Below are 22,417 nucleotides of genomic sequence, written 5' to 3'. Positions count from 1 at the left end.
GAGAGGAATTTTTGTAGTTCAGTTGATTGACCTTAACGCTGCTTAACAAATCTATAGCAATACACGTTGCCCCCTCATCTTTTATCATCTGTTTTTTTGAATCCTTCGCTGGCTTCCCTACTTGAAAAAAATTCCGAACAGGCGTACATTGACTTTGTTTTAGTTACCCTGGTTAACTATTTTTTTATGCCAAGCTCTCCCTTAAAATTTCGTACCGCTTTATTACGCTGTGCACGTCTGTTCAGCGATGAAGTCAATACCCTGTTATTGCCGCATCAGCTTAATTATTCCTTGTGGCAGGTGTTATATGTCATTCATTTAAAACAGCAATGTACCCAGGTAGATATTGCCGCCTATTTAAAGGTGTCCAAACCGAGCATCACCAAACGTATCCGGGTGTTGCTGGACTTAGGTTTAATTCAGCAACTTGAAAGTAGTGATAAACGGCAGAAATGCCTGACTTTTAGCTCTCACGGGCAGGAACTTTTCAAGCATTGTTCCACCCAGATTGATCAGTTTGAACAACAGCTGCTGCAGTCTTTTACAGTTACGGACATCGCCCATACCCGCGAGATCCTTAATCAGCTGAGTGAACAGTTACAACCGACCCTACAAGGTGAAGACAAATGAGTTCAGCACAAGCACCGCTATGGACCAGAAACTTTATCCTGGTCGGCCTGATCAATTTTCAACTGGTACTGATTTTTTATCTATTGGTGATTGTGATTGTCGGTTATGCCGTGGCGGAATTAAATGCCAGCATTGCCGAAGCCGGTTTAATTTCAGGACTGTTTATTGTCGGCACCTTATTTGGCCGTCTGCTGATTGGCAAATGCCTACAGCGTTTCGGTTATCGTAGCACCCTGCTTTTTGGGCTGGCCGGTTTCTTGCTGCTTTCCTTAGGCTATTTTATAGAGATGGGGGTGACTGCCCTGCTCGGCATCCGTTTTATTCATGGCTTTATGATGGGAGTCGCCTCTACCGTACTCGGCACAGTCATCGCACAAACTCTGCCGCCCACCCGCCGTGGTGAAGGTATTGGCTATTACAGCATGAGCAGCACCCTGGGTACGGCGATTGGTCCTTTTGTCGCGATCTGGATGATGCTGCACACCAGTTATCAGACGATTTTTAGCTTATCCAGTTTCTTGGCGCTGGGCTGTCTGGTAGTGGCCTGTTTTATCCGGATGCCGAACCTGGCGCAGCCTAAACCTGCAGCCACCGCGACAGCAGGCAAAGGTTTTGGCTTCTGGACCCAGTATCTGGAAAAGAATGCGCTGCCCATTTCCCTGATTATGCTGTTTGCTTCCATCTGTTATTCCGGCGTGCTGTCATTTATTAACTTTTACGCCAAGGAAATTGATCTGGTCGAAGCCGCGTCCTTATTCTTTTTAATGTATGCAATCGCCATTTTGTTTTCGCGTCCGTTTACCGGGCGGCTTATGGATCGTAAAGGTGAAAATATCATTATGTATCCCGCCTTTATTGTGATGGCGATTGCCCTGTTTTTACTAAGTCAGGCGCATAACTCCAGTATGCTACTGCTTTGTGCCGGCTTGCTCGGTCTGGGCTATGGCAATATTCAATCGGTCTGTCAGACTATTGCGGTCAAAAGTACCTCACTGGAACGTATGGGACTGGCGACCTCGACCTATTTTATCTGTCTGGATGCAGGGCTGGGCTTCGGGCCGTATTTGATCGGAATCGCGCTGAAATCGGTTAGTTATGCGCAGATGTATTTCTATAGTGCCATCGCCGCGCTGTTGTGTTTAGGCCTGTATTATCTGCTACATGGTCGTCATGCTCAGCAGGTGCAGCCACAGTTATCACGCTAACGAAAGCAACACGCTTAAAACCGCCGGCCAAAGCGCTGGCGGTATTCCATTGGGGTTAGGCCGGTTTTCTTGCGAAATAAACGCCGGAATGAACTCGGATCTTCATAGCCCACCATTTGCATAATCCGGTCAATCGGCTGCTCGGTTTCTTCCAGCCGTTTTTGCGCAGCTTCAATACGAATAGCCTGCACATACTGATTCGGCGCCACATCTAACACTGCTTTAAAACGGCGAATGAGCGTGCGCGGGCTGATATTAAAGCGCGCCGCCACATCTTCCATATTCAAGTTTTCACTAAAATGCTGCTCCAGCCAATGCTGGATTTCTTTTACCAAACCATCCTGATGTGGCTTGCTCATACGCATCAAGGAATAGGACAACTGGTTGTCACGGCGAAAATCCAGCACAAAGGATTTGGCCGTCTGAATGGCAATTTCAAAGCCATAAAAACGTTCAATTAAATGTAGCCCCAAATCGAACCAGGCCAACCCGCCACCGGCACAATAGACATGATCGGACTGGGTAATCAGGCGATCCGCCTGCAAATGGACCTCCGGATAGCGCTGCTGGAACTGATCTTTAAAACCCCAATGCGTGGTGGCACTGCGGCCCTGTAAAATTCCGGCTTCGGCCAGAAAAAAATTCCCGGTACAGTTTCCGGCAATCAGGCATTGGGCTTGATCGGCCTGTTGCAGAACATTCATGAGAGACTGATTTTTTTCCAGAATCTGCTCGATGGAACCGGCCAAAGTCGGAATCACCAGCAAATCGGCCTGCTGGATTTCACTATAGGCCAGATGCGCCTCAATGCGTAAACCATTACTGCATTGCACCGTTTTTCCCTGTGGCAAGGCAATCTGCACCTGAAACAAACGCTGGATGTCCTGTTTCTGAATCCGGTTCCAGCTAATGCCGGCCAGACTGAATAAATCGGCCACACCGGTTATGGCCGAAGCCAGTGCACCATCATAGGCCAGAATAAAAACCCGCTTCATGCTTTCTTCCTAAATGTCGTTTTTAGCTCCTTGAGTGTCATTATTGACAATTTATCTGCCAATACAAGTCTTGTTAAGCTAAGAGCAATCAATAAAAACAGGTAACGGCATCCCATGACCGCACTCATCAATCAAAAAGATCTGGATTTTTTACTCTATCAGGTATTTTCAGCCGAACAGCTGACCCAGCTGGAACGTTATCAGGAACATGACAAAGCCACCTTCGACAGTATTTTAGATACGGCGCGCGGCATTGCAGCAGACTATTTTGCCCCGCACAATGCCAAAGGTGATGCGCAAGAACCGCATTTTGATGGTACACAGGTACATACCATTGCCGAAGTGAAACAGGCCTGGCAACAGTTTGCCCAGGCCGGTCTGTTATGTGCCCAGCATGATTATGATCAGGGCGGTATGCAGCTTCCCACACTGATTAATATGGCTGCCAATGCCTATTTTATGTCGGCCAATCCTGCCACCGTGGCTTATTCATTTTTAACCGCCGCCGCAGCGAATCTGATTCAGGCCTTCGGTACCGAGCAGCAGAAACAGACCTTTGTCCCGTCGATGTTCAATGGCCGCTTTTCCGGCACCATGGCCATGACCGAGCCGAATGTCGGTTCCTCTCTGGGTGATCTGACCACCAAAGCCATTCCACAAGCTGATGGCAGCTACAAAATTAAAGGCCAGAAAATGTTTATTTCTGGGGGTGATCAGGACATTACTGAAAATATTGTGCATCTGGTGCTGGCGCGGATTCAGGATGCGCCACAAGGTGTCAAAGGCATTTCCCTGTTTATTGTGCCGAAATTCCTGACCAATGAAGATGGCACGCTGGGTGAACGCAATGATGTCAAACTGGCTGGCCTGTTACATAAAATGGGCTATCGCGGGACAACATCGACTGTGCTGAATTTTGGTGAAAATAACCAATGCTTAGGCTATTTGATTGGTGAAGCCAGTCAGGGCCTGAAATATATGTTCAAAATGATGAACGAGGCGCGTGTCGGTGTCGGACTGGGCGCCGCAATGATTGGTTATCGCGGTTATTTGGAGTCGCTGGAATATGCCAGAAACCGTCCGCAAGGCCGACTGGCCAGTGAAAAAAATAGCGACAGCAAACCGGTCAATATTATTGAACATAGCGATGTGAAACGGATGCTATTAGCGCAAAAGGCCTATGTAGAAGGTGCTTTGGCACTGTGCCTGTTTGCCGCACGACTGATTGATGAACATCAGGCGGGTGGCTTGGAAGATAGCGCCATTCTGCTCGATCTGATCACGCCTGTGGTCAAGTCCTTCCCCTCTGCCTATGGCCCGAAAGCCAATGATCTGGCAATTCAGGTGCTCGGTGGTGCCGGCTATACCCGTGATTATCCGGTAGAACAGTATTATCGGGATAACCGCTTAAATCCGATTCATGAAGGCACTTTTGGTATTCAGTCACTGGATTTACTCGGGCGTAAATTATGGCAGCACAATGGCAAAGGCTTAAATCTGCTAATGCAACGCATCAACACCACGCTGGAACAGATTCAGCATCCGGCCATTCTGGATCTGTCCAGCAAATTCTGCAAACATCTGGCTACGGTACAAAGCACCACACAAAAACTGGGACAGGCGCTTATGCAAGGTCAAACCAATGAGGCTTTGGCCAATTCTGCCCTGTATTTAGATATGATGGCTAAAGTGATTATTTCCTGGTTATGGCTGGATATGGCCAACAAGGCGCAACAGCAGTTTGGCCAGTCTGAGTTGGCAGAAGATCAGCAATTTTTAGCAGGCAAGTTGCAAGCGGCGCGCTATTTCATTCGCTGGGAATTACCGGAAATTGAACATCAGGCCAAATTACTGAGTGAATTTGATGATACCTGCCTGTCGATGCACAGTGACTGGTTTTAAAACCGGATGATGGAAAGCAGGTTTTAAATATCTACCTCCTAAAGAAAATCCCCATGTAGTTTTACATGGGGATTTTTTATATACTTCTAGAATGCAGATGCCGTTTAGAATTGTGCATTCAAGACATTGGCCGCCACTTTACCCTGCCACAATTCACGTAGGGTCGGTAAATAGAATTTTTCACCCAGCTCGACCAGTTCTGCATCAATTTGCGCATGAACTTCATGCATAAACAGATAGTCCAGCTCTACCGTCGCCAATTGGCTTTGTGATTTTTTATAGTCCTGACGTTTTTGCTGTGCTTGCTTCACCAAACGGTCTGCAAAAGCGCGATCTTTATATTTCGCAATAGCATTTAAACGCAGCTCAATCAGGCCCCAACCACTGAGCAGCAATTTAAACAATTCCAGATCTGCCGTGGTTGATTCCCAGGTCATGTCTTCCAGGTTTTCATTTTCAGGCAGCACCGGCAGCAGCAGCTCCATCACACTTGGGAAAATTTTCTTAAAATTTAAAATAAATTTAACAGGATGCTCACCCGGATAATCGGTAAATTGCACCTTTTTCTGAACATCCGTTAAATAGATATCAAGCATTGAAAATTTTCCTAGATAGATTGCTGTTTTACAAAGCTTTATTTCTTAGCTTGTAAAACTGTAATAAAAAACGAATCGCATTTTAGCAATTATGACATCTTATTCAATGTTATTTAAGCCATGCGTCTACATGAGGACGGCTTTAGCTCTAAAATTCTTCAATCTGGAAAGATGACTTTAAACGGTTCGAAGGCTTTTAACTTTTTAAAAACTTTGATTCGGGGCTAGTAGATGGTTCTTTTCTTTATTGGGTTCTTGAGTTTGAATCTTATATTAATCAACATCTAGTTAGTAGTTAGTAGTTCAATAAGCACGAATACTCCATATTAAAATGACACACTGTTTTGCCTTCAATGCACTCTCATCTATTATGCTGAGATATCTCAGACTTAAAAAATAACGATGCTTTTTCTTATTGCGATCCTATTTTTAGTTTTTATTCTCTATTACTACAGGCTTGATCAGGCCAGCGCGACGAGCAGCGAGTTTGTGTTCTACCTTTGCCTTTCATTAATCATCCTCTGCATCGTGAACGCCTGGCGTGTGTTGACTTAAGCATCGAGTAAGCATCAAAAAAACCTTCTCATCTCCCAGCGATCACAACACTGCGTATAGCGTGACCCTCTAGTTATACCTATATTTTTTCCTTTCACAAGCGGTTCATAGTACAGGTATATCATCACGGGCTTAAAAAAATTAATGTGAGATGTATCGTGAAATACGGAATTTTAATTGTTCTACTGTTAAGCTGTGTAGTCAGCAGTGGCCTGAGTTTCTGGGTTGGATTCAAGGCAAATGATTCATTATTATTGATCATTGGCGGACTGCTTGTTTTTGCATCAATCTTGATTACCCTTGAAATTAAAAAAGTCAAAAAAGATCCGTTCTAAGCCAAGCCGGCAATTTTTCTATGCTCTATGGATGCGGGTATAGCGCCTATTCACGCTCTTTTAGACAATCCTGACAGCGCCGAATTTCTTCATCATCACCCGTGTATTCGACTTCAGTTGCGCCATGAAAGCTAAACAGACAAAGAAGGAACTGGATCATAATATTCTACTCTTAATAATCTGCCTCCTGTTCTGGAGGACGGCGTTGGGAGAAAATCAGAAGTTAGCCCTGATACAAATTTTATATAAATAGAAATTTTACAAGTTGTCATAATATGACATTCATAAAAATTAACATTCATTTAAATTATCTCATTTCGATAATCTAAATAAAAAATTACCCACTAAACCCAGAAGTCCTGAATAACGACTTTGTGGATGCTTTCATCGAAATCCGTATTGGATAGATTTAAGTTTTTGTTCTTAATATTGATATAACAATAACTTGCTGCAAGTCCTACACCAATCAAAGCTAATAGTTTCATTGCTCACCTCACCTATTGGAAGATCTGGATTTAAACTATCATTCAAATTTGTAGCTTTCACATTCAATTTTGATCATTTTTTGTACAGATTGTAATTTCCGGAGCAATGTATAAAGCCATAAAAAAGCCCACCAGTGGGTTGAGCTTTTTAGGTCTTGACCAAGAGAAAGAAGCAATAGGGATGAGCGCTGTTAATACTCTTGATCTAAACCATTGCTACACGTTTCATTCTCTTCTTCATCGAGCAGGTAGTCGATTTCAGTCACCTCATGCAGGCCAAATAAAGTGAATAGAAGATGGAGCATAATTTTCTCCTCAAAAAAAATGCCTCCCTAGAGGAGGAGGCAGTAAAAAAAGAAACTACAGCGATAGATTCTGCTGAAAATTATATATAAATTTATAATTTATATATTTGCATAATATTACATATTTTATGCCAAAAATTAGCCAACCCAAGCCGTTTTAAATGAATTATTAATAGAAAATTATTATAATTTTAAGATAAGTTTAATAGTATTCAAAACTCGGAGGCATCCTCAACCTCGAATCGACTGCCTCGCTGTCATTGTAAAGTGCAATTTAAGAAAAACCACCCAAACCCAATATTCAACGCATAGTTGTTAAACCGGAGTTGAGCTATACTGCAAACCTAATGACAAAGCTGGTTTTGTGAACCTAATCTCTTCTTATAAAAAACATAAATTCACTTTTACCGAAGATAATCTCTTTATGAAAAATATTATCCTTCCACTATTCATATCTTTTACAACACTCAGTTTAACAACTGCCTGTAACAGTCCTTCTAATAATTATATTGAGAACACTTCTGGTTCAAAAGCTAGTCCAGAACTCAGTTCTGAAAGTAAACTCATTATCGAAGAATACAACTCTATAATTTTAGAATTTCAAAATATTGATGATGAAACAGAAACCTTAAAGAAACTTAAATCTATTATTCCCAAGTTGAAGCAAATCAATCTTGAAAAAGAACGTTATCGGCTTTTAATGAATTCGTACCTTAGAATTGGAGATATTGAGAAAGCCTATACATTAACAGAAGAAATTTTGGCTCAAAACAAACAACCTAACATAAAAAACTTTCAATGTATGTTAATGGAAACACTAAATAAGCCTTCTTCTTTAATTAAAGATTGCTACTCAGCTGCTGCATCTCTTTATCAACATGAATTAAATAAATTAGATTCATCTGCCCCGAACTACACACAAATATTATGGGGATTTAACGTAAATATATTTCATGCAGGGCATATTGAATACCGATACCAGCTTAAAAAAATTGTGGATCATCAAAAAAATGAAACAGATCAACAATTTTATAAAACCTTATTTGATTTAGAGACCAATGCCGACCTGCGTCAAGAATTATTATATTCAATTGCTTCTCGCATATAATTCAATAGCTCGCTTCTCCTCAATATTCAGATTAAGCATCTTCAAGAGGCCTAACCTGAATATCTAATGTCTCCATCTCAATACATCAAGCAGTCCACCTACCAATGTATTCAAGGAAAATATTCAGATCATCCCACCCTTAAAGATGCATGGTCACACCCAGCTGAAAAGCGCGGCCCGGTAACGGCGCAATATATTTCAGGGGCGAATTATGTGGACGTGCCTCTTCATCCAGCAGGTTTGATCCATTCATAAACACATCAAAACTGGCATTTTTTAAAGTCACTTTTTTACGAATATCCAGATCCATCAGGTTATATGCCGGTAATGGCACTTCCTCTGACACATTTTTTCCTAAATATCGCGGTTGATCATAATAAATACTTGCCAGACGCGCTGACCAATCTGCGCGTGTCCATTCAATGTGGGCACCATAACGATTGGTCGGCATATTCGGCAAATACACACCATCATTACTTAAACGTAAACTTTCCGGATTGGTGGCCTTATTTTTAACCAGATCGGCAAAACCACCGACCTGTACCTCACCAAAATGGTCTAAATCAAAAGTGTAGTTCATATCCACCTCAAAACCATTCACTTTAGTATCGGTTTGCTTCCAGTACTTCAGCGGTAAACGGTTTCTCATGGATGAACCGGAATGCGACAAATAAAAATAATCTTCAAAATCCATTTGATATAAAGCTACAGCGATATTCGCAGCATCCCAGCTCACATGCGTGATTAATTCCAGCCCCTGCATTTTTTCTTTGTTCAATGCCTGATTGCCTTCCTCCTGCGTCATAACCGAATAATGCGGATTGCTGGCATACAGTTCATTAATTTCAGGAGCCCGTTCTGACTTGGAATATTGCAGCCTAAAGTCCAGATAATCAGTCGCTTTAAAATTCGAACCGACATAAAAACTATTTAGGTCAAAGGATTTATTTTGTAGGGTGCTATTGGCCGCATTACGCGCCAGTTTAAAACTCTGATCCTGAATCTCATGCTGAACGTTCTCATGACGATAACCGGCATCCACTGAAAACCGCTCCCAATCCAATTTTTCCTGGATAAATACCGCCTGGGTCGTGGTTTTGACATTAGGGAGATAGCGCTGTGTTCCTGAACCCTTAACATCACGTACATTCAAAGCAGTGCCAATTTCACCGCTCAAATTTTTATAAGGCATCTGCTTTAGTACCAGTTCGGCAGCATGGCTATCAAACTGATATTCATTGGCTTTGCTTGCACCAATATATTCACCCGAGCGATTGGATAATTTTGATGCCTGAATTTGGAGATGATCAAGTACAGGCAGTGGGTCTCTGAGTAACGCATCAACCGCAAAACGGTTCTGTTTAATCTGCACCGTAACCGGCAAGCCATCTTCATAAGCGCTCTGGAAAGATTTATTTTCCATTGAGAAACCCGGCACACCATAATCACTGGTTTTATAATCGGCACTAATTCCGATATAGCCATTGTCTAAAAAGTAAGTACTCCCGATTGCTATATTTTCATTTCTGGCATAGCTATTGCCCAGTTTTTTCTGATAATTGGGCGTAACATCCTGATTGGTTTGGCTTTCTACATATTTTGGTGTATTGGGCACATAATCCGGGTTGGGATCATTGACAAATTCCCGGTAGGCACCATTCACATAGCGGGTTAAAACCGCTTGATCCGTATATTTGGCCGACTCCAAGCCATCATAATAATCATAAAAATGCTGAGGATTCTGCGCGATATCTTCTAAAACATGCTTATTTAAATATTGATGATGTGCCTTATTAAAGATCTGTTCAATTCTGGCATCGCGCTGGCAGGCGCTTGCCAAAGCAGAATCAATCCCGCCTCGCTCCGAGAAAATCGCTGTATCACAGACGGCTGCTTTGCTCTTTCCGGGAATTTTATAAGATGAAATCTGTTGGGTAGAAAACTGGATATTGGTGCTCAGATTTTCCTGATTATTGACATTAATGCGAATACCATGCCCGCTAAAATCGTTAAAGCCCTTTTTATATACCACATCGACATTGGCACTTTTCTCTTCCAGCGTTTTTGAGATGATGCCCGAATCGATATCCACATAACCACCAATCGCCTGTCCGCCATAACGTACAGTATTGGTCCCTTTATGTACGGTCACGCTTTTAGTAAATAGTGGATCAAATGGAATATTAATATCACCGCTGATAGCATTCATTCCATTGATCGCCTGACCATTCTCCAGAATCCCGACCCGATGACCGCTCAAACTGCGTATCACTGGTGCCCCCGAATTGGGACCGAATGCGCTACTTTGCACGCCAGACATATGTTTAACAGCATCGCCCAAGGTATTGGCTGTTTCAATACGTTCTTTAAGTGCAATATTCAGATTCTTGTCAGTATCATCCCCCTGAAAAATAAGTGGTTCCAGAATTGTAATCGGCTCTTCAGCCTGTGCCTGTTGCATCGCCAATAAAATTAAAGTCATGAGTGTGCTGTATTTCATGCGAGCCCCCTTTTAAAAAGTGTTATGCTATAACATAACCTTATGTCTATTTAAAAAATTATTCTGGTTTTTCTGGCAGATCGAGAAAATGCAGCAACTCAATTGAGAGGAAGAAAAATGGGGGAATTGAAATATTTTGAATTCTTAGATTCTTAAAAAAGAAAAACCATCTAACACGAAGTTAAATGGTTTTTAGAACCCGCTCAACAACCAGAGGTCATTAGAGCTTTTTCCAGGTCATGGCACTGGTTGTATTGCTCTGTTGCGCTTTACCAAATACTTTCATCTGGTCTTTAGCATCATTCAATTGCGCTTCAATGGTATAGGTCCGGCCATCCTGGGTATTCAGCCATTGACCTTGCTTAAACTGCTTATGGTTGCCGGTCATGCCTTTCAGCACTTCCATACCAAAAATCGGCTGGTTCTTTAAAGCCCCTTCACATTTGCCACAAACGTCCGGATTCACCGCTCCCGCCGCCGGATAATGCTTGCTCACTACTGCACTATACTGCTGTGTTTTGGAGTTTTTACGAATCACAATTTCCGACACATAATACCCGGTTCGATCATCAATCACTTTCCATGTCCCGATTAAAGGATCAAACGGCATTGCCACTACAGTTTTGGTTAAACCCGCCAATAGAGCCGCAGCCCCCAATAATTTAAAATTCATAAGCAAAAAGAGTTTCAAAAGAGTCAATAAAGAAATGAGATACGCTTCCCAGCGGCCTGAATTATATTCATTTTCCTAAATTAAATCATAATAATTTCATAAATTTTAAATATCTATGTGGTATTTAGATCCAATTTTTGCTAGATACTTCACATTTCTTTTCCAGAATTTTAGCAATTCTTTTTATTGTCACATTCAGGGCTTATGATGCAGTCAAGGTCATTAAAAACGAGAAGATGGCCTGTAATAACTAAGTAGCGCAAACTAACCCAGCATATAGCAATCCATATGTTGGGTTTTCTTTTATAGGTACTTTGCACTTTCATGCACAGGTTCTGATGGAAAAATAGTTGTGATGAAGCAAGATTTTTTAGCCCACCGGGATGGCTGCTACTTTTCCATCCCGGTAGATGCAACACTTATTTCGCATTCGGTGAAACCATATTTTCTGGTCGTACCACGTCATCAAACTGTTCAGCAGTGACCAGATTCAGCTCCACCGCCACCTGTTTTAAGGTTTTCCCTTCTTTATAGGCCGTTTTCGCGACTTTGGCGGCATTTTCATAACCAATTACCGGATTCAGTGCCGTCACCAACATCAACGAGTTATGCAGGAAATGATCAATCTTGTCACGGTTCGGCTCAATTCCGACAGCGCAGTGATCGTTAAAGCTGTTGCAGGCATCTCCCAATAACTGAATCGACTGTAACAGGTTATAGGCAATCACTGGCATAAATACGTTTAGCTCGAAATTCCCTGAAGCCCCAGCCACATTAATTGTCGTATCATTACCCAGCACTTGCGCCACCACCATGGTCATGGCTTCACTCTGGGTCGGATTGACCTTGCCCGGCATAATGCTTGAACCCGGTTCATTTTCCGGAATGCGGATTTCACCAAAACCACAGCGCGGCCCACTGGCCAGCCAGCGTATGTCATTGGCAATTTTATTTAAGCTCACGGCCAGAGTTTTTAAGGCACCGGAAGCAAATACTGCAGCATCACGTCCAGCCAGAGCTTCAAACTTGTTCGGCGCAGTAACGAAAGCCAAACCGGTCAGGCTGGCCAGTTGCTGTGCGGCTTTTTCCGCATAGTCCGGATGGGCATTTAAACCGGTACCGACAGCGGTACCGCCCAACGGCAGTTCATATAAACCGTCCAGGGCCTGATGCAAACGTTTCAAACCATGATCGAGCTGCGAGACATAGCCGCTAAATTCCTGCCCTAAGGTTAAAGGCGTTGCGTCCTGTAAATGGGTACGGCCAATTTTCACAATATCGGCAAAGGCGTCGCTTTTGGCCTGCAAGGTATCTCTTAAACGGGTCACTGCCGGAATTAACAGCTCATTAATCTGTAAACTGGCGGCGACATGAATCGCGGTCGGGAAAGAATCGTTGGTTGATTGGGCGCGGTTCACATGGTCATTCGGATGAACCGGCTTTTGCGCGCCCAGCGGATTTCCAAGTTTCTGGTTGGCAATATTGGCAATCACTTCATTACAGTTCATATTACTTTGCGTGCCCGAACCGGTCTGCCACACCACCAGCGGAAACTGGCTATCCCATTTGCCTTCAATCACTTCTTCAGCTGCATCAACAATATAGTGCGACAGCTCTTGAGGAATCTGGTTCAGTTCTGCATTGGTCATGGCCGCGGCTTTTTTCACTAAGCCCATGGCGCGAATCATGGGACGAGGTAAACGTTCCTGCCCGATTTTAAAATTCTGTAAGCTGCGCTGAGTCTGTGCACCCCACATGGCCTCACTCGGGACTTCAACTTCTCCCATGGTGTCGTGTTCGATACGTGTTTGCATACTCAACCTCTATCTATTCTTGCTGTTCTCAATGCTGTTATAACGCTGCCCTGAGGCAGCGGCTATGGCGAATATAGTCATCTTAGGTCAGGCGGATAAAATTGTAAATGATAATTATTATCATGATTAAATTTATCATTGCCCGCGCAAGGTGTGCTGATAAAAGCGCCATTCATCTTCCAGCATCTGCTGAATCGAGCGTTTCGGCTGCCAGCCCAGTACCTCTTTGGCTTTACTAATATCGGCCGCGACCTGATCCAGTTCGGCATAGGGATATACATCAGCATCGACCGTTTTAATTTCAGTGCCGGTGACGCTCGAAATTTCATTTAACAGTTGCTGGATCGAAATCGCCTCGCCGGCAATATTAAAGGCTTCACAAACATGCTGTTGCTGGAATAGCCATTGCAGGGTTAAAGATACGGCCTCACAACAATCCAGTACATGCAGGAAACTACGCTCTACAGTCTTGTCTTCAGTTTGGGCCTGCTTGCGCAGCTCGATAAATTCGCGTTGCCGCGCCCCGACCTGCATCGCCAGGGGTACAATATTTTTTGGCAGTGGCGGTACCATCTCACCCAGTACCCCATGTTCAAAGGCACCGGCAATATTACCCAAACGCAATAAGGCAATTTTCCATTCATTGTCAATTTTAAAGGTATCCTGAATAATTTCCTCAGCCATCTGCTGAGATTTGATATACGGATTCGGATAGGCATACTGAAATGGCAGATCTTCTTTCAGTTGCAGGCTGGATTGACCATACACGGTTAAGCTGGATAAATGCGCCAGCACACGTACCCCGGTACGCTGCATGGCACGCAGCAAACTCATGATACAGCTGACATTATCATTATAATATTCAAGCGGTTTCAGGACCGATTCTTCCAGCGATTTAAAGCTGGCCGTATGCACCACTGCATCGACCGAATACTGTTCAAAGACTTTATTTAAGGCCGGGGTGTTACGAATATCAATTTTGGCAAAAGGCACATACATGCCCGAAATATATTCAAGTCGTTCTAAGGTTTGTAAATTGGCATTGGATAAATTGTCGACAATAATGACTTCTTGCCCTTGAGCCATCAGACTTAATGCAATATGCGAGCCTATAAAGCCTAAACCACCAGTCACTAAAATCATTGTATACTACCTTTTTCTTATGAAGTCTGAATGCCCCCTGTGTTGCGGGAACATTTCATTAGTGAATTTTGATGAGTACCTTATTACTAATTACCTCCGCGCCAACCTCAATTCATGCCTGGCATGCGTTGGGTCTGGCTCAAGCCTTGCAGAGCAAGAATGAAGATTTCCGGGTGTTCTTCTATCAGGACGCTGTTATGGTCGCTAACGATTTACAATGGCTACCCGATGATCAGCGACAGTTAAAATCGGAATGGCAAAAACTGTCGATTCGTTTGCCGGTTTGTGTCAGTGCGGCACTGTTACGCGGGATTACCGATCAGGACAATGCCAAACGTCATCAACTTCATCAACACAATTTAGCCGCGGGCTTTGAATTGGTTGGTCTGGGCGAACTTGCCGATGCAGTGCAATCTGCAGATCGCCTTCTTCAATTCTAAGTGGTTCTATTTGAGAATTTGTTGCATTTAAAAGGTAAATTGTGTGAAAACTGTACTCGTCATTTTAAGCCAGGCCAATTTAAGCAGCCAGCAGGTACATGAAAGCCTGTCTGCGACTATGGTACTGGCCACTTTTGGCTGTGAAGTCAAAGTGTTATTACAGGATGCTGCCCTAAGTCTGCTCAAAAGCGATTTGGCTTTTGACCAGCTCAAACACGCCTTCAAGCTGGCCTCGAATATGGTCGAAAGTTTTGAGTTTTATGATTTAAGCCCGATTCTGGTAGAACACCAGCATCAACATTCAGCTTATGTCAGCCAGTCGCAGCAGGAAATCGAGTTTATTGAACTGAATGCGGACTTTATCCAGCGTTTTGACCACGTGCTGTACTGGTAAGCCGGAAGGAATCTGTTATGTCACAAAATACTTTATATCTGCTGCAATCCGGCTTCCATACTACCCCGGCCATGCTGGACAAAGTTTCACGTCTGTATAGTGAAGGCGATGCAGTGGTGCTGATGGGTGATGCAGTATTGGCCATTGATCACCCATTTTGTCAGCAATGCGGCACCCTGTTTGCACTGGAGCATGATCTAGAGCTGCTGGTCCAGCCATTGCCTGCCCATCTGCACAGTTTAAACTATGCTACCTTTGCCGAGCTGTGTCTGGCTTATAGCCGTTGTATCTCTTTAAAATAAACAAGCTTTGAGTGTGTTATGAATCTTGAACTGGACCAAGATGGTCATTTGGTCGATTACACCATCTGGAATGAAACTGTAGCGCAAGAGCTGGCCAAAAGCCTAGAGCTGGAACTGGAAGATTGGCATTTTGAAATTTTGCAGGCTGTGCGCCAGTTTTATCAGCAGTTTGGTCATTCTCCGGCGACCCGCCCGTTAATCAAGTTTCTGATGAAAACGGTCAGCCCTGAGATTAACAATGCCCTCTTGCAAGAGCGTTTTAACACCGGACTGGTGGCGCGGCACTTAAGTCGTCTGGCCGGTATTCCCAAACCGGCGAATTGCCTGTAATTGGAGGAAGATTCATCTGTTCAGAGGTTTAGCGCTGTAGATGAATCTGATTTCACACGATAATCCTTTAATTCTTACTTTAGAAATGAATCTGATCGGGATGCGTTTCAATAATTCTTAACCAGGCCCGGGTGGCCGGACTCATGGCGACTGTCGTATTCCAGGCCATTCGCAAGGTCCAGTTCAGCTCAGGCTGGCACAAACGGCTGATCTGATAACGCTCGGCAGGCAACTGCTCACAATAAACCTGAGGCAACAGCGCAATCCCCACGCCGGAATCCACCATTTTGGCAATAAAATCCCACTGGCTGCTTTTACAGACAATCTTCGGTTCAAAACCCAGCTGTTGTGCGGCCTGCAAAATCATCTGGTTTAAAGTAAAGCTGTCGGCAAACAGTAAAAAAGACTCATCTTTCAGTTCCAGCAACGATACCGTTTCACGTCCCTGCCATGCAGAATTCCGGGCAGATAACAAACACAGTGGCGAATCCATAATTGGAATTCCGCCCAATACCGGTTTTAAATGGCCGAGTACAATCCCGACATCAATCTGTTTATCCAGAATAGCAGCTTCAATCCCGCTGGCGCCCACCTCTAAAAAGCTCAGTTCAATGGCTGGATACTGCTGATGAAACTTGGCAATTAGCCGGCTTAATAGCACCGAACCCAAGGGCGGCAAACCCAGCGTCAATTTACCGCGTTCTAGCGCACGAACTTCCGCCACTGAATCATAAATTGCCTGCTCCTGTTGCAGCATCTGTAATGCATGCTGATAAATCTGCTCGCCCAGGTAAGTCAATTGCACTTCACGTTTACGCCCAGCTTCACCTTTATGAAACAGCGCAGTGCCCAACTCATCTTCCAGCCCCCGAATGGCCTTGCTAATTGTGGGCTGGGTCAGGCACAAAGCATCTGCAGTCCGGGTAAAACTTTGCAATTGCACCAGCTTGACCAGTATTTTCAGGCTTTTTAAATCCACCATCATTCCCAATAGGCATAATTATTTTTTCATTATTCATAATCATCTTGGTAGGTCAAATCTAAAATACAGTCGTGTTTAACCTTTAGGGTAATTCAGCGATGTGGTCACTTTCCCGTGTTGCCGTCCTCAGCATACAAATTGCGCTGCTAATCCTGATCTGGTGGCTCGGTGCGCTGATCCAACAGATATTCCAGCTGCCGGTTTCAGCGGGTGTGATTGGCCTGATCCTGTTACTGCTGGCGCTGTTAAGTGGCATATTTCAACTGCAATGGATCAAGCAAGGCGCCGATTTTATGCTGGCCGAGCTGATGCTGCTGTTTATTCCCTGTGTGGTCGGTATTATCAATGATCTCGACTTACTGCTGAGCCAAGGCTGGCAACTGCTACTCTCGATTACGCTCGGCACCTGTGCGGTAATGGTCGCCACAGCCTATAGTGTGTGCTGGGGTTTTAAACTGGAACAGCGGCTCAGGAAAAATACCAACAACACCGCATATGTGTCAGGAGATTAAGATGAACCTGATCGCAAGCCTGTGCTTCATCTTCACCCTGCTGGGCTATATCGCAGCCAAACAGCTGTATCGTCGTTATCCGGTGCTGCTGTTTTTACCCTCCATTCTAGTTCCGGCTGGATTAATCTGCATGCTGCTCTATTTCGGGATTTCCTATGACAGCTATATGCAGTACAGTCACTGGATTGTCTGGATGCTCGGGCCAGCCACGGTGGCTTTTGCCATTCCGATTTATGAATATCGCGCGCTGATTCAACGCCATCTGCTGGCCATCAGCATGGGTATTGTGATCGGTATGTGTGTCGGCATTATCAGTGCTTTTTATCTGGCGCAGCTGTTTCAGCTAAATCAGGAAACCACATATAGCCTGATGGCGCGCTCTATCTCTACACCCTTTGCGATGGAGTTAAGTACACAGGTGGGCGGCTCGGTTGAACTGGTAATCCTGTTCACCATGATGACCGGCTTTGCCGGCGGTTTTATGGCAGATGCCGTCTTACTCGCACTCAAACTGAATTCACATTTTGCTCAAGGTGCAGCCTTAGGTAATGCCGCGCATGGTTTTGGTACTTCTAAAGCCTTTATGCGCCATCGTGAAGAAGGTGTGGCCGCCTGCTTAAGTATGGTACTGGCTGGCATATTTATGGTGATTTTTGGACCTGCCCTGATTCATGGCGTAGTCCGGTTTTTATAACTGAATCCGCTGCTAAAATAAAATCAGTGCAGATTAAGACTCATCCACCACATCGGCAAACTGGGCATTTAACACCCGGGCCAGATCATCCGGCTTTAAACCAATGTCCAGTCCACGTTTGCCACCGCTGACATAGATTTTTGCCAGACTTTGCGCACTCTGATCAATCACGGTTTTTAAACGTTTCTTCTGCCCAATCGGGCTAATTCCGCCAACCAGATAACCGGTTAAACGTTCGGCATCTTTAGGCTCTGCCATATGCAGTTTTTTACAGCCCACCGCAGTAGCAACTTTCTTTAAATTTAGCTGCACATGCACCGGCAAAATCGCCACATAATACTGTTTATCATCAGTTACCAATAAGGTTTTAAATACTTCGGCCAGGGCTAAACCCAGCTTTTCCGCTGCTTCCAGCCCAAAACTTTTGGCGTTCGGATCATGCTCATATTCATGAATACTATAGTCAATTTTATTGGATTTTAAAATTTTACAGGCCGGTGTCATTTTAGTTGCCCAGTGATAAACCTCCTCGCAGTATAAAAGCTTCTGCTGCAGAAGTTAATTACTGTATAGCTTAGGCTATTGAGTGACAGTATGATATTTCAGCTTTTCCACATCATCCAGCATGCTCTCGGTTTCCTGCAAGACATTGGCCAAACGCTGGGTATGCGCAATCAAACGGTCCAGCCAGCGCTGTGCGGCCAGTAATTCCAGACTGCGTGCCGCACTCAGATGCTGCACCGTGGCATATTCAATCACTTTTTCACGCGCTTCGGCACGCTGCTCTTCCACCCATTGTTTCAGGTTTAACAGCTCACGATTTAAAGATGCCACTTCGGTCAGGCGGTTAAACTCATCGACATACTGAAAGTGATTGTCCAGTACATGAATATAATCCAGCCCCATCTGATAAATAGTCGGCTGGGTGCGGATATGCTCGGCATGTTCCACCGCTTCCAGATCACTGCGCAGCACGCGTAAATACACCATCAGGCGCAGCATCGCCATTAAACGCTGCTGATCCAGCTCATTTTCACTGACCGATAAATCTTCCAGATATTGCTGCACTCGTTTTAAGATTTCATCCAGCTGCTGTAATTCGCTATTGGAGGGCAAACGACCTTCCTGAATCGCGCGTTTCAGTAAAATCAGGATATGCCCAATCGACCAATAAATCACTTTAGAAGCAGCATTAATTGCCAAAGCCGGCACCGAAAAACTGGCCTGATCCAGATAACATAAAATTGAAGGGGTACGATCTGGAATTAAACCGACAATCAACTGTTCAAACTGTTTTAAAAAGGGCAATAAAAATAAGGTTCCCAGCACACTAAAAGCGGTATGAAACGCAGCGACAATAATCACATCATCCCAAGTACCGACCTGTGAATGTTCAGCCAGCCACAAAAAAGCCGGTTTCAGCAAGATAAAAGCCAACACGGCCGAAATCACGTTAAACACCACATGCACGGCTGCGGTGCGTTTGGCATTGGCAGTCGAGCCCATGGCTGCCAGAATCGCGGTCGCCACCGTACCAATATTTTGTCCAATCACCAGACCTAAGGCTTGGGACAAATCAATCGCACCACTGGCTAAAGCGGCCAAGGTCGCAGTAATGGCTGCACTGGAAGATTGCAGCAGCACGGTCATCACCAGCCCGACCAGCACTAAAATCAACTGTGTGGTGAAAGAGTTATTGGAAAAAACCGATAAATCAACCCGCTCGGCAAAACCGGACATTGCCACCTGCAGCAAGTCAATCCCAAAGAAAATCAGGCCAAAACCGGCAATAGTTAAACCGAATAAAGACAGTCGCCCACGGCTGAATAATTTAAAGATCGCCCCCAACCCAATGAGTGGCAAGGCAATATGGGCAATGGAAAATTTAACCCCCAAAAAAGCCACCATCCAACCGGTGCTGGTGGTGCCAATATTGGCGCCAATAATCACACCAATGGCCTGACTAAAAGTCAGAATACCAGCACTCACAAAGCCAATGGTGGCCAATGTGGTTGCCGTTGAGGATTGCACAGCCAAAGTCAGGCCGATGCCAGAAAAAATGGCTTTAATCGGTGAACCTGTAAATTTAGACAGCCATAAACGCAATGACTCCCCGGCCATCTCTTTCAGACTGTCTGTCATTAAGGTCATTCCGATCAGGAATAAACCGATCCCGCCACACAACTGTGCAATCACTTCTAGCATGTAACTACCCAATAAATATTTTTATTTTCAACCATCTAAGTATATAAGAGATTATGCGATGAAATCCGCTTTATACCCTAAAAGTTGCATAGTGACCTAAACGTGAACAGCACAATAAATAGAAACATGATCTTCCAATGCACTCTAAAGATATTTCAAACAAGGAGTATCGGAGCCAAAACTTAACAAAACAGCGGCGGTTCCAGGCCGCCGTTGGCTTGACGGATATCGCCCAGCTCACTAACATCCTTAAACATATTCGCGAGCACTGGCTAATCTGGTGCAGCATCACTGCTTTTTTCTGATTTTAAAATGAAACTGACCATCCCATTATTATTGAAAACCTCTTTTATTGGCCTCAGTGCTCTTAGCCTGATTGCCTGCTCACCTTTAGGGGGCGGCTCCGTTGCCAAACGTTCCGCTAAACTTTCAGTCGGGATCCAAAAAGCCTATTCGGTTGCACCTGACACCGCTAACCGTGTTGCACCGATGATTGTGCAACATGCAGAACGTTATGAAATTGATCCACTGTTACTGGCCGCGCTGATTCGCCAGGAATCCAGCTATCGCAGTCATGTGGTATCACCGGCTGGTGCGGTGGGCTTAACCCAAGTCATTCCGCGTTATTGGCAGCAAAGCTGTGGCAGTAATTTGTTTGATGAATCTTCCAATATTCAATGTGGTTCTTACATTTTAAATCGCTATAACACGAAAGCCGGCAGCTGGCCCAAAGCCCTAGCCTATTATAATGTTGGTCCTACCGGTTATCATTCCAGCTGGAAGATGAAACGCCAAGGCAAACGTTATGCCAAACAGGTTAAACAGCACCAAAATGATTTAAAAGGCGCGCTATAAACCTTTTTATCCTGCGGTTTTTTAAAAGCTCCTGATGGGGCTTTTTTTTACATCATTGCCAAGCAATTACATATTCCCGTCAAAACCAGTACAGTGCCTTGAGCCTCAGTTGTTAACGTAGCAAAAGAATTCACGAAACGAGGATGGGAAAATGCCAAAGAAAGTATTATTCATTACGTCCAATCAGGGTGTGGAGCAGGATGAGCTGATCAAACCCTTTGAATATTTGAAATCTAAAGGCATTGAAGCCATACATGCAGCAGAAGAACAAAAAGAAGTTCAAACGGTCAAGGCCGATAAAGAACCGGGCTTAAGCACCGAACCGGAAACAACGCTAGATAAGGTCAATCCGGAAGATTATGATGCACTGGTCATTCCCGGTGGAACGGTCAATGCCGATACGCTGCGGATCAACCCCGAAGCGCATAAAATCATCCAGCACTTTACCGATCAAGGTAAACTGATTGCCGCAATCTGTCATGGTCCGTGGGTTTTAATTAATGCCGAACGGATTCGCGATAAAAACCTGACGTCTTATAAAACCATCAAGCTGGATCTGGAAAATGCCGGCGCGAAATGGGTCGATGAAGAAGTCCATCGCTGCAATACCGGTGGATGGGTATTGATCAGCTCACGTAATCCGGATGATATTCCTGCATTTAACCAGGCGATTGTGCAAGAATTGGAAGCTGAAACCTAAAGATTTTTAATCGCCTCCATAAAAGAAACCTCATCTTCGGATGAGGTTTCTTTTATCAGAATCGGGAAATTAAGCAAGCCCTTTGAGCCGCTTTAAATAGGCCACCACTTCCTCATTACCTGCCATTTCAGCAAGTTCCAGCGCTGTATGTGGACTACGATGCTCCATATCCGCCCCTTTGCTCATCAGCAGTTTCACCACGTCCAGATGATCATTTTCTGCCGCCGCCTGCAAGGCACTATAGCCTTCCTCATCACTACCATTGGCATCTGCACCTTGCTGTAAGGCTTGCTGTACCTGCTCCAACTCACCCAGTGACGCCCAATATACAATTTCAGGAAGATGTAGCTCATCATCATCTTCAGGGATCGGAGAGAATGAATTCAGTTTCATAAAGTGCTCTTAGAATCGTAATTTGATCATATTGATCTTAAGATTTTAGCTGAATCTGGGGATATATGGATTTAAATTGTTAGCTTTAATTTTTAGATAAAAATTGGGTTCTATGCGCTGGCTGATGAGGCATTTATTTAAATAGAAGCAGGAAGGAACAGCAAAAAATCAAAAGCGACCTTAAACAAGATGAGGAAGCCCAGATAAATTTTACCCATAAAAAAAATCCCCCTGCTGTTTAAGCTAGGGGGATTTTGAATTAATGAGCTGGCGATGACTTACTCTCACATGGGTAACCCCACACTACCATCAGCGCTAAGAGGTTTCACTTCTGAGTTCGGGAAGGGATCAGGTGGTTCACTCT

22 protein-coding genes and 1 rRNA gene are annotated in these 22,417 nt (G+C 44.3%); 12 read left to right on the top strand and 11 right to left on the bottom strand.

All coding sequences use genetic code 11. The features are described 5' to 3' along the window. Positions 1–186 precede the first annotated feature (186 nt). Positions 187–630 carry a MarR family winged helix-turn-helix transcriptional regulator gene (locus tag FTT64_RS10595; protein ID WP_016658066.1) on the top strand — a complete coding sequence of 148 codons (444 nt, stop codon included), beginning with the start codon at positions 187–189 and terminating at the stop codon, positions 628–630. Beyond that, a complete protein-coding gene (locus tag FTT64_RS10590; RefSeq protein ID WP_180182362.1) occupies positions 627–1,835 on the top strand; it encodes an MFS transporter in 1,209 nt (402 codons plus the stop codon). Before FTT64_RS10595 ends, FTT64_RS10590 begins: the two co-directional genes overlap by 4 nt. A 14-nt stretch (positions 1,836–1,849) precedes the next feature. Here the strand turns inward: FTT64_RS10590 and FTT64_RS10585 are convergent, their stop codons facing one another. Continuing rightward, entirely contained in the window at positions 1,850–2,830 is a 981-nt protein-coding gene (locus tag FTT64_RS10585; RefSeq protein ID WP_180182363.1) for a GlxA family transcriptional regulator, read from the bottom strand. Positions 2,831–2,944: 114 nt separating this feature from the next. On the opposite strand from FTT64_RS10585, the gene FTT64_RS10580 reads away from it, so the two are divergent. Next, complete coding sequence (locus FTT64_RS10580; protein ID WP_127800243.1) at positions 2,945–4,732, top strand: acyl-CoA dehydrogenase; 1,788 nt, start codon at positions 2,945–2,947, stop codon at positions 4,730–4,732. 104 nt (positions 4,733–4,836) lie between these two features. Here FTT64_RS10580 and FTT64_RS10575 read toward each other — a convergent pair whose 3' ends face one another. Beyond that, complete coding sequence (locus tag FTT64_RS10575) at positions 4,837–5,328, bottom strand: hypothetical protein (RefSeq protein ID WP_104471392.1); 492 nt, start codon at positions 5,326–5,328, stop codon at positions 4,837–4,839. Between the two features lie 2,104 nt (positions 5,329–7,432). Here FTT64_RS10575 and FTT64_RS10570 point away from each other — a divergent pair. Next, complete coding sequence (locus FTT64_RS10570) at positions 7,433–8,116, top strand: hypothetical protein (RefSeq protein WP_168381814.1); 684 nt, start codon at positions 7,433–7,435, stop codon at positions 8,114–8,116. Between the two features lie 139 nt (positions 8,117–8,255). Here the strand turns inward: FTT64_RS10570 and FTT64_RS10565 are convergent, their stop codons facing one another. The 4 genes from FTT64_RS10565 to FTT64_RS10550 form a co-directional block, all read right to left on the bottom strand. Beyond that, complete coding sequence (locus tag FTT64_RS10565) at positions 8,256–10,616, bottom strand: TonB-dependent receptor (protein WP_180182364.1); 2,361 nt, start codon at positions 10,614–10,616, stop codon at positions 8,256–8,258. Positions 10,617–10,836: 220 nt separating this feature from the next. Continuing rightward, complete coding sequence (locus tag FTT64_RS10560) at positions 10,837–11,289, bottom strand: DUF2147 domain-containing protein (protein ID WP_104487297.1); 453 nt, start codon at positions 11,287–11,289, stop codon at positions 10,837–10,839. Between the two features lie 419 nt (positions 11,290–11,708). Further along, the gene (fumC, locus tag FTT64_RS10555; RefSeq protein WP_016658056.1) at positions 11,709–13,103 is read right to left on the bottom strand and encodes a class II fumarate hydratase; all 1,395 of its coding nucleotides are present in this window, start codon (positions 13,101–13,103) and stop codon (positions 11,709–11,711) included. A 135-nt stretch (positions 13,104–13,238) separates the two neighbouring features. Continuing rightward, positions 13,239–14,246 (bottom strand): SDR family NAD(P)-dependent oxidoreductase, encoded by a 1,008-nt coding sequence (locus tag FTT64_RS10550; RefSeq protein WP_180182365.1) that lies wholly within the window; start codon positions 14,244–14,246, stop codon positions 13,239–13,241. Between the two features lie 71 nt (positions 14,247–14,317). On the opposite strand from FTT64_RS10550, the gene tusD reads away from it, so the two are divergent. The 4 genes from tusD to FTT64_RS10530 are packed head-to-tail and all read left to right on the top strand — an operon-like array spanning position 14,318 to position 15,712. Next, positions 14,318–14,686, top strand: coding sequence for a sulfurtransferase complex subunit TusD (tusD, locus tag FTT64_RS10545; protein WP_005178259.1), 369 nt, complete (start codon positions 14,318–14,320; stop codon positions 14,684–14,686). A gap of 43 nt (positions 14,687–14,729) precedes the next feature. After that, positions 14,730–15,080 (top strand): hypothetical protein, encoded by a 351-nt coding sequence (locus tag FTT64_RS10540; protein WP_005178260.1) that lies wholly within the window; start codon positions 14,730–14,732, stop codon positions 15,078–15,080. 17 nt (positions 15,081–15,097) lie between these two features. Beyond that, a complete protein-coding gene (locus tag FTT64_RS10535; protein ID WP_016658053.1) occupies positions 15,098–15,382 on the top strand; it encodes a DsrH/TusB family sulfur metabolism protein in 285 nt (94 codons plus the stop codon). An 18-nt stretch (positions 15,383–15,400) separates the two neighbouring features. Next, positions 15,401–15,712 carry a TusE/DsrC/DsvC family sulfur relay protein gene (locus tag FTT64_RS10530; protein ID WP_005178263.1) on the top strand — a complete coding sequence of 104 codons (312 nt, stop codon included), beginning with the start codon at positions 15,401–15,403 and terminating at the stop codon, positions 15,710–15,712. A gap of 79 nt (positions 15,713–15,791) precedes the next feature. Here the strand turns inward: FTT64_RS10530 and FTT64_RS10525 are convergent, their stop codons facing one another. Beyond that, the gene (locus FTT64_RS10525) at positions 15,792–16,691 is read right to left on the bottom strand and encodes a LysR family transcriptional regulator (RefSeq protein ID WP_171294542.1); all 900 of its coding nucleotides are present in this window, start codon (positions 16,689–16,691) and stop codon (positions 15,792–15,794) included. Positions 16,692–16,792: 101 nt separating this feature from the next. Here FTT64_RS10525 and FTT64_RS10520 point away from each other — a divergent pair, with 101 nt between their 5' ends. Next, entirely contained in the window at positions 16,793–17,206 is a 414-nt protein-coding gene (locus tag FTT64_RS10520) for a CidA/LrgA family protein (RefSeq protein ID WP_005178267.1), read from the top strand. 1 nt (position 17,207) lies between these two features. After that, a complete protein-coding gene (locus FTT64_RS10515; RefSeq protein ID WP_005178270.1) occupies positions 17,208–17,900 on the top strand; it encodes an LrgB family protein in 693 nt (230 codons plus the stop codon). A gap of 33 nt (positions 17,901–17,933) precedes the next feature. Here FTT64_RS10515 and ybaK read toward each other — a convergent pair whose 3' ends face one another. After that, positions 17,934–18,404 carry a Cys-tRNA(Pro) deacylase gene (ybaK, locus tag FTT64_RS10510; protein WP_005178272.1) on the bottom strand — a complete coding sequence of 157 codons (471 nt, stop codon included), beginning with the start codon at positions 18,402–18,404 and terminating at the stop codon, positions 17,934–17,936. Between the two features lie 75 nt (positions 18,405–18,479). Continuing rightward, on the bottom strand, positions 18,480–20,105 hold the full coding sequence (locus FTT64_RS10505; RefSeq protein WP_180182366.1) for a Na/Pi cotransporter family protein: 1,626 nt from the start codon (positions 20,103–20,105) through the stop codon (positions 18,480–18,482). 312 nt (positions 20,106–20,417) lie between these two features. Here FTT64_RS10505 and FTT64_RS10500 point away from each other — a divergent pair, with 312 nt between their 5' ends. Together FTT64_RS10500 and FTT64_RS10495 are read left to right on the top strand one after the other, a co-directional pair. Then, positions 20,418–20,960, top strand: coding sequence for a lytic transglycosylase domain-containing protein (locus FTT64_RS10500; protein ID WP_005178276.1), 543 nt, complete (start codon positions 20,418–20,420; stop codon positions 20,958–20,960). Positions 20,961–21,111: 151 nt separating this feature from the next. Further along, on the top strand, positions 21,112–21,660 hold the full coding sequence (locus tag FTT64_RS10495) for a type 1 glutamine amidotransferase domain-containing protein (RefSeq protein ID WP_104471402.1): 549 nt from the start codon (positions 21,112–21,114) through the stop codon (positions 21,658–21,660). 69 nt (positions 21,661–21,729) lie between these two features. Here FTT64_RS10495 and FTT64_RS10490 read toward each other — a convergent pair whose 3' ends face one another. Then, positions 21,730–22,053, bottom strand: a complete 324-nt coding sequence (locus tag FTT64_RS10490) for an ankyrin repeat domain-containing protein (RefSeq protein ID WP_168384535.1) — start codon at positions 22,051–22,053, stop codon at positions 21,730–21,732. A gap of 265 nt (positions 22,054–22,318) precedes the next feature. Next, positions 22,319–22,417, bottom strand: a 5S ribosomal RNA gene (rrf, locus tag FTT64_RS10485); the annotation flags it as partial.

The sequence above is a fragment of the Acinetobacter sp. Q186-3 genome, from assembly GCF_013420655.1.
Taxonomy (GTDB): domain Bacteria; phylum Pseudomonadota; class Gammaproteobacteria; order Pseudomonadales; family Moraxellaceae; genus Acinetobacter; species Acinetobacter indicus.
Note: the sequence above shows the minus strand (reverse complement) of the source record. Positions and strands in the feature narration are given on the sequence as shown.

Excerpts from the sequence above, each read along its gene's own strand:
- FTT64_RS10595 (WP_016658066.1), top strand. The coding sequence starts at position 187 with ATGCCAAGCTCTCCCTTAAAATTTCGTACCGCTTTATTACGCTGTGCA.
- FTT64_RS10590 (WP_180182362.1), top strand. The coding sequence starts at position 627 with ATGAGTTCAGCACAAGCACCGCTATGGACCAGAAACTTTATCCTGGTC.
- FTT64_RS10585 (WP_180182363.1), bottom strand. The coding sequence starts at position 2,830 with ATGAAGCGGGTTTTTATTCTGGCCTATGATGGTGCACTGGCTTCGGCC.
- FTT64_RS10580 (WP_127800243.1), top strand. The coding sequence starts at position 2,945 with ATGACCGCACTCATCAATCAAAAAGATCTGGATTTTTTACTCTATCAG.
- FTT64_RS10575 (WP_104471392.1), bottom strand. The coding sequence starts at position 5,328 with ATGCTTGATATCTATTTAACGGATGTTCAGAAAAAGGTGCAATTTACC.
- FTT64_RS10570 (WP_168381814.1), top strand. The coding sequence starts at position 7,433 with ATGAAAAATATTATCCTTCCACTATTCATATCTTTTACAACACTCAGT.
- FTT64_RS10565 (WP_180182364.1), bottom strand. The coding sequence starts at position 10,616 with ATGAAATACAGCACACTCATGACTTTAATTTTATTGGCGATGCAACAG.
- FTT64_RS10560 (WP_104487297.1), bottom strand. The coding sequence starts at position 11,289 with ATGAATTTTAAATTATTGGGGGCTGCGGCTCTATTGGCGGGTTTAACC.
- fumC (WP_016658056.1), bottom strand. The coding sequence starts at position 13,103 with ATGCAAACACGTATCGAACACGACACCATGGGAGAAGTTGAAGTCCCG.
- FTT64_RS10550 (WP_180182365.1), bottom strand. The coding sequence starts at position 14,246 with ATGATTTTAGTGACTGGTGGTTTAGGCTTTATAGGCTCGCATATTGCA.
- tusD (WP_005178259.1), top strand. The coding sequence starts at position 14,318 with ATGAGTACCTTATTACTAATTACCTCCGCGCCAACCTCAATTCATGCC.
- FTT64_RS10535 (WP_016658053.1), top strand. The coding sequence starts at position 15,098 with ATGTCACAAAATACTTTATATCTGCTGCAATCCGGCTTCCATACTACC.
- FTT64_RS10530 (WP_005178263.1), top strand. The coding sequence starts at position 15,401 with ATGAATCTTGAACTGGACCAAGATGGTCATTTGGTCGATTACACCATC.
- FTT64_RS10520 (WP_005178267.1), top strand. The coding sequence starts at position 16,793 with ATGTGGTCACTTTCCCGTGTTGCCGTCCTCAGCATACAAATTGCGCTG.
- FTT64_RS10515 (WP_005178270.1), top strand. The coding sequence starts at position 17,208 with ATGAACCTGATCGCAAGCCTGTGCTTCATCTTCACCCTGCTGGGCTAT.
- ybaK (WP_005178272.1), bottom strand. The coding sequence starts at position 18,404 with ATGACACCGGCCTGTAAAATTTTAAAATCCAATAAAATTGACTATAGT.
- FTT64_RS10505 (WP_180182366.1), bottom strand. The coding sequence starts at position 20,105 with ATGCTAGAAGTGATTGCACAGTTGTGTGGCGGGATCGGTTTATTCCTG.
- FTT64_RS10500 (WP_005178276.1), top strand. The coding sequence starts at position 20,418 with ATGAAACTGACCATCCCATTATTATTGAAAACCTCTTTTATTGGCCTC.
- FTT64_RS10495 (WP_104471402.1), top strand. The coding sequence starts at position 21,112 with ATGCCAAAGAAAGTATTATTCATTACGTCCAATCAGGGTGTGGAGCAG.
- FTT64_RS10490 (WP_168384535.1), bottom strand. The coding sequence starts at position 22,053 with ATGAAACTGAATTCATTCTCTCCGATCCCTGAAGATGATGATGAGCTA.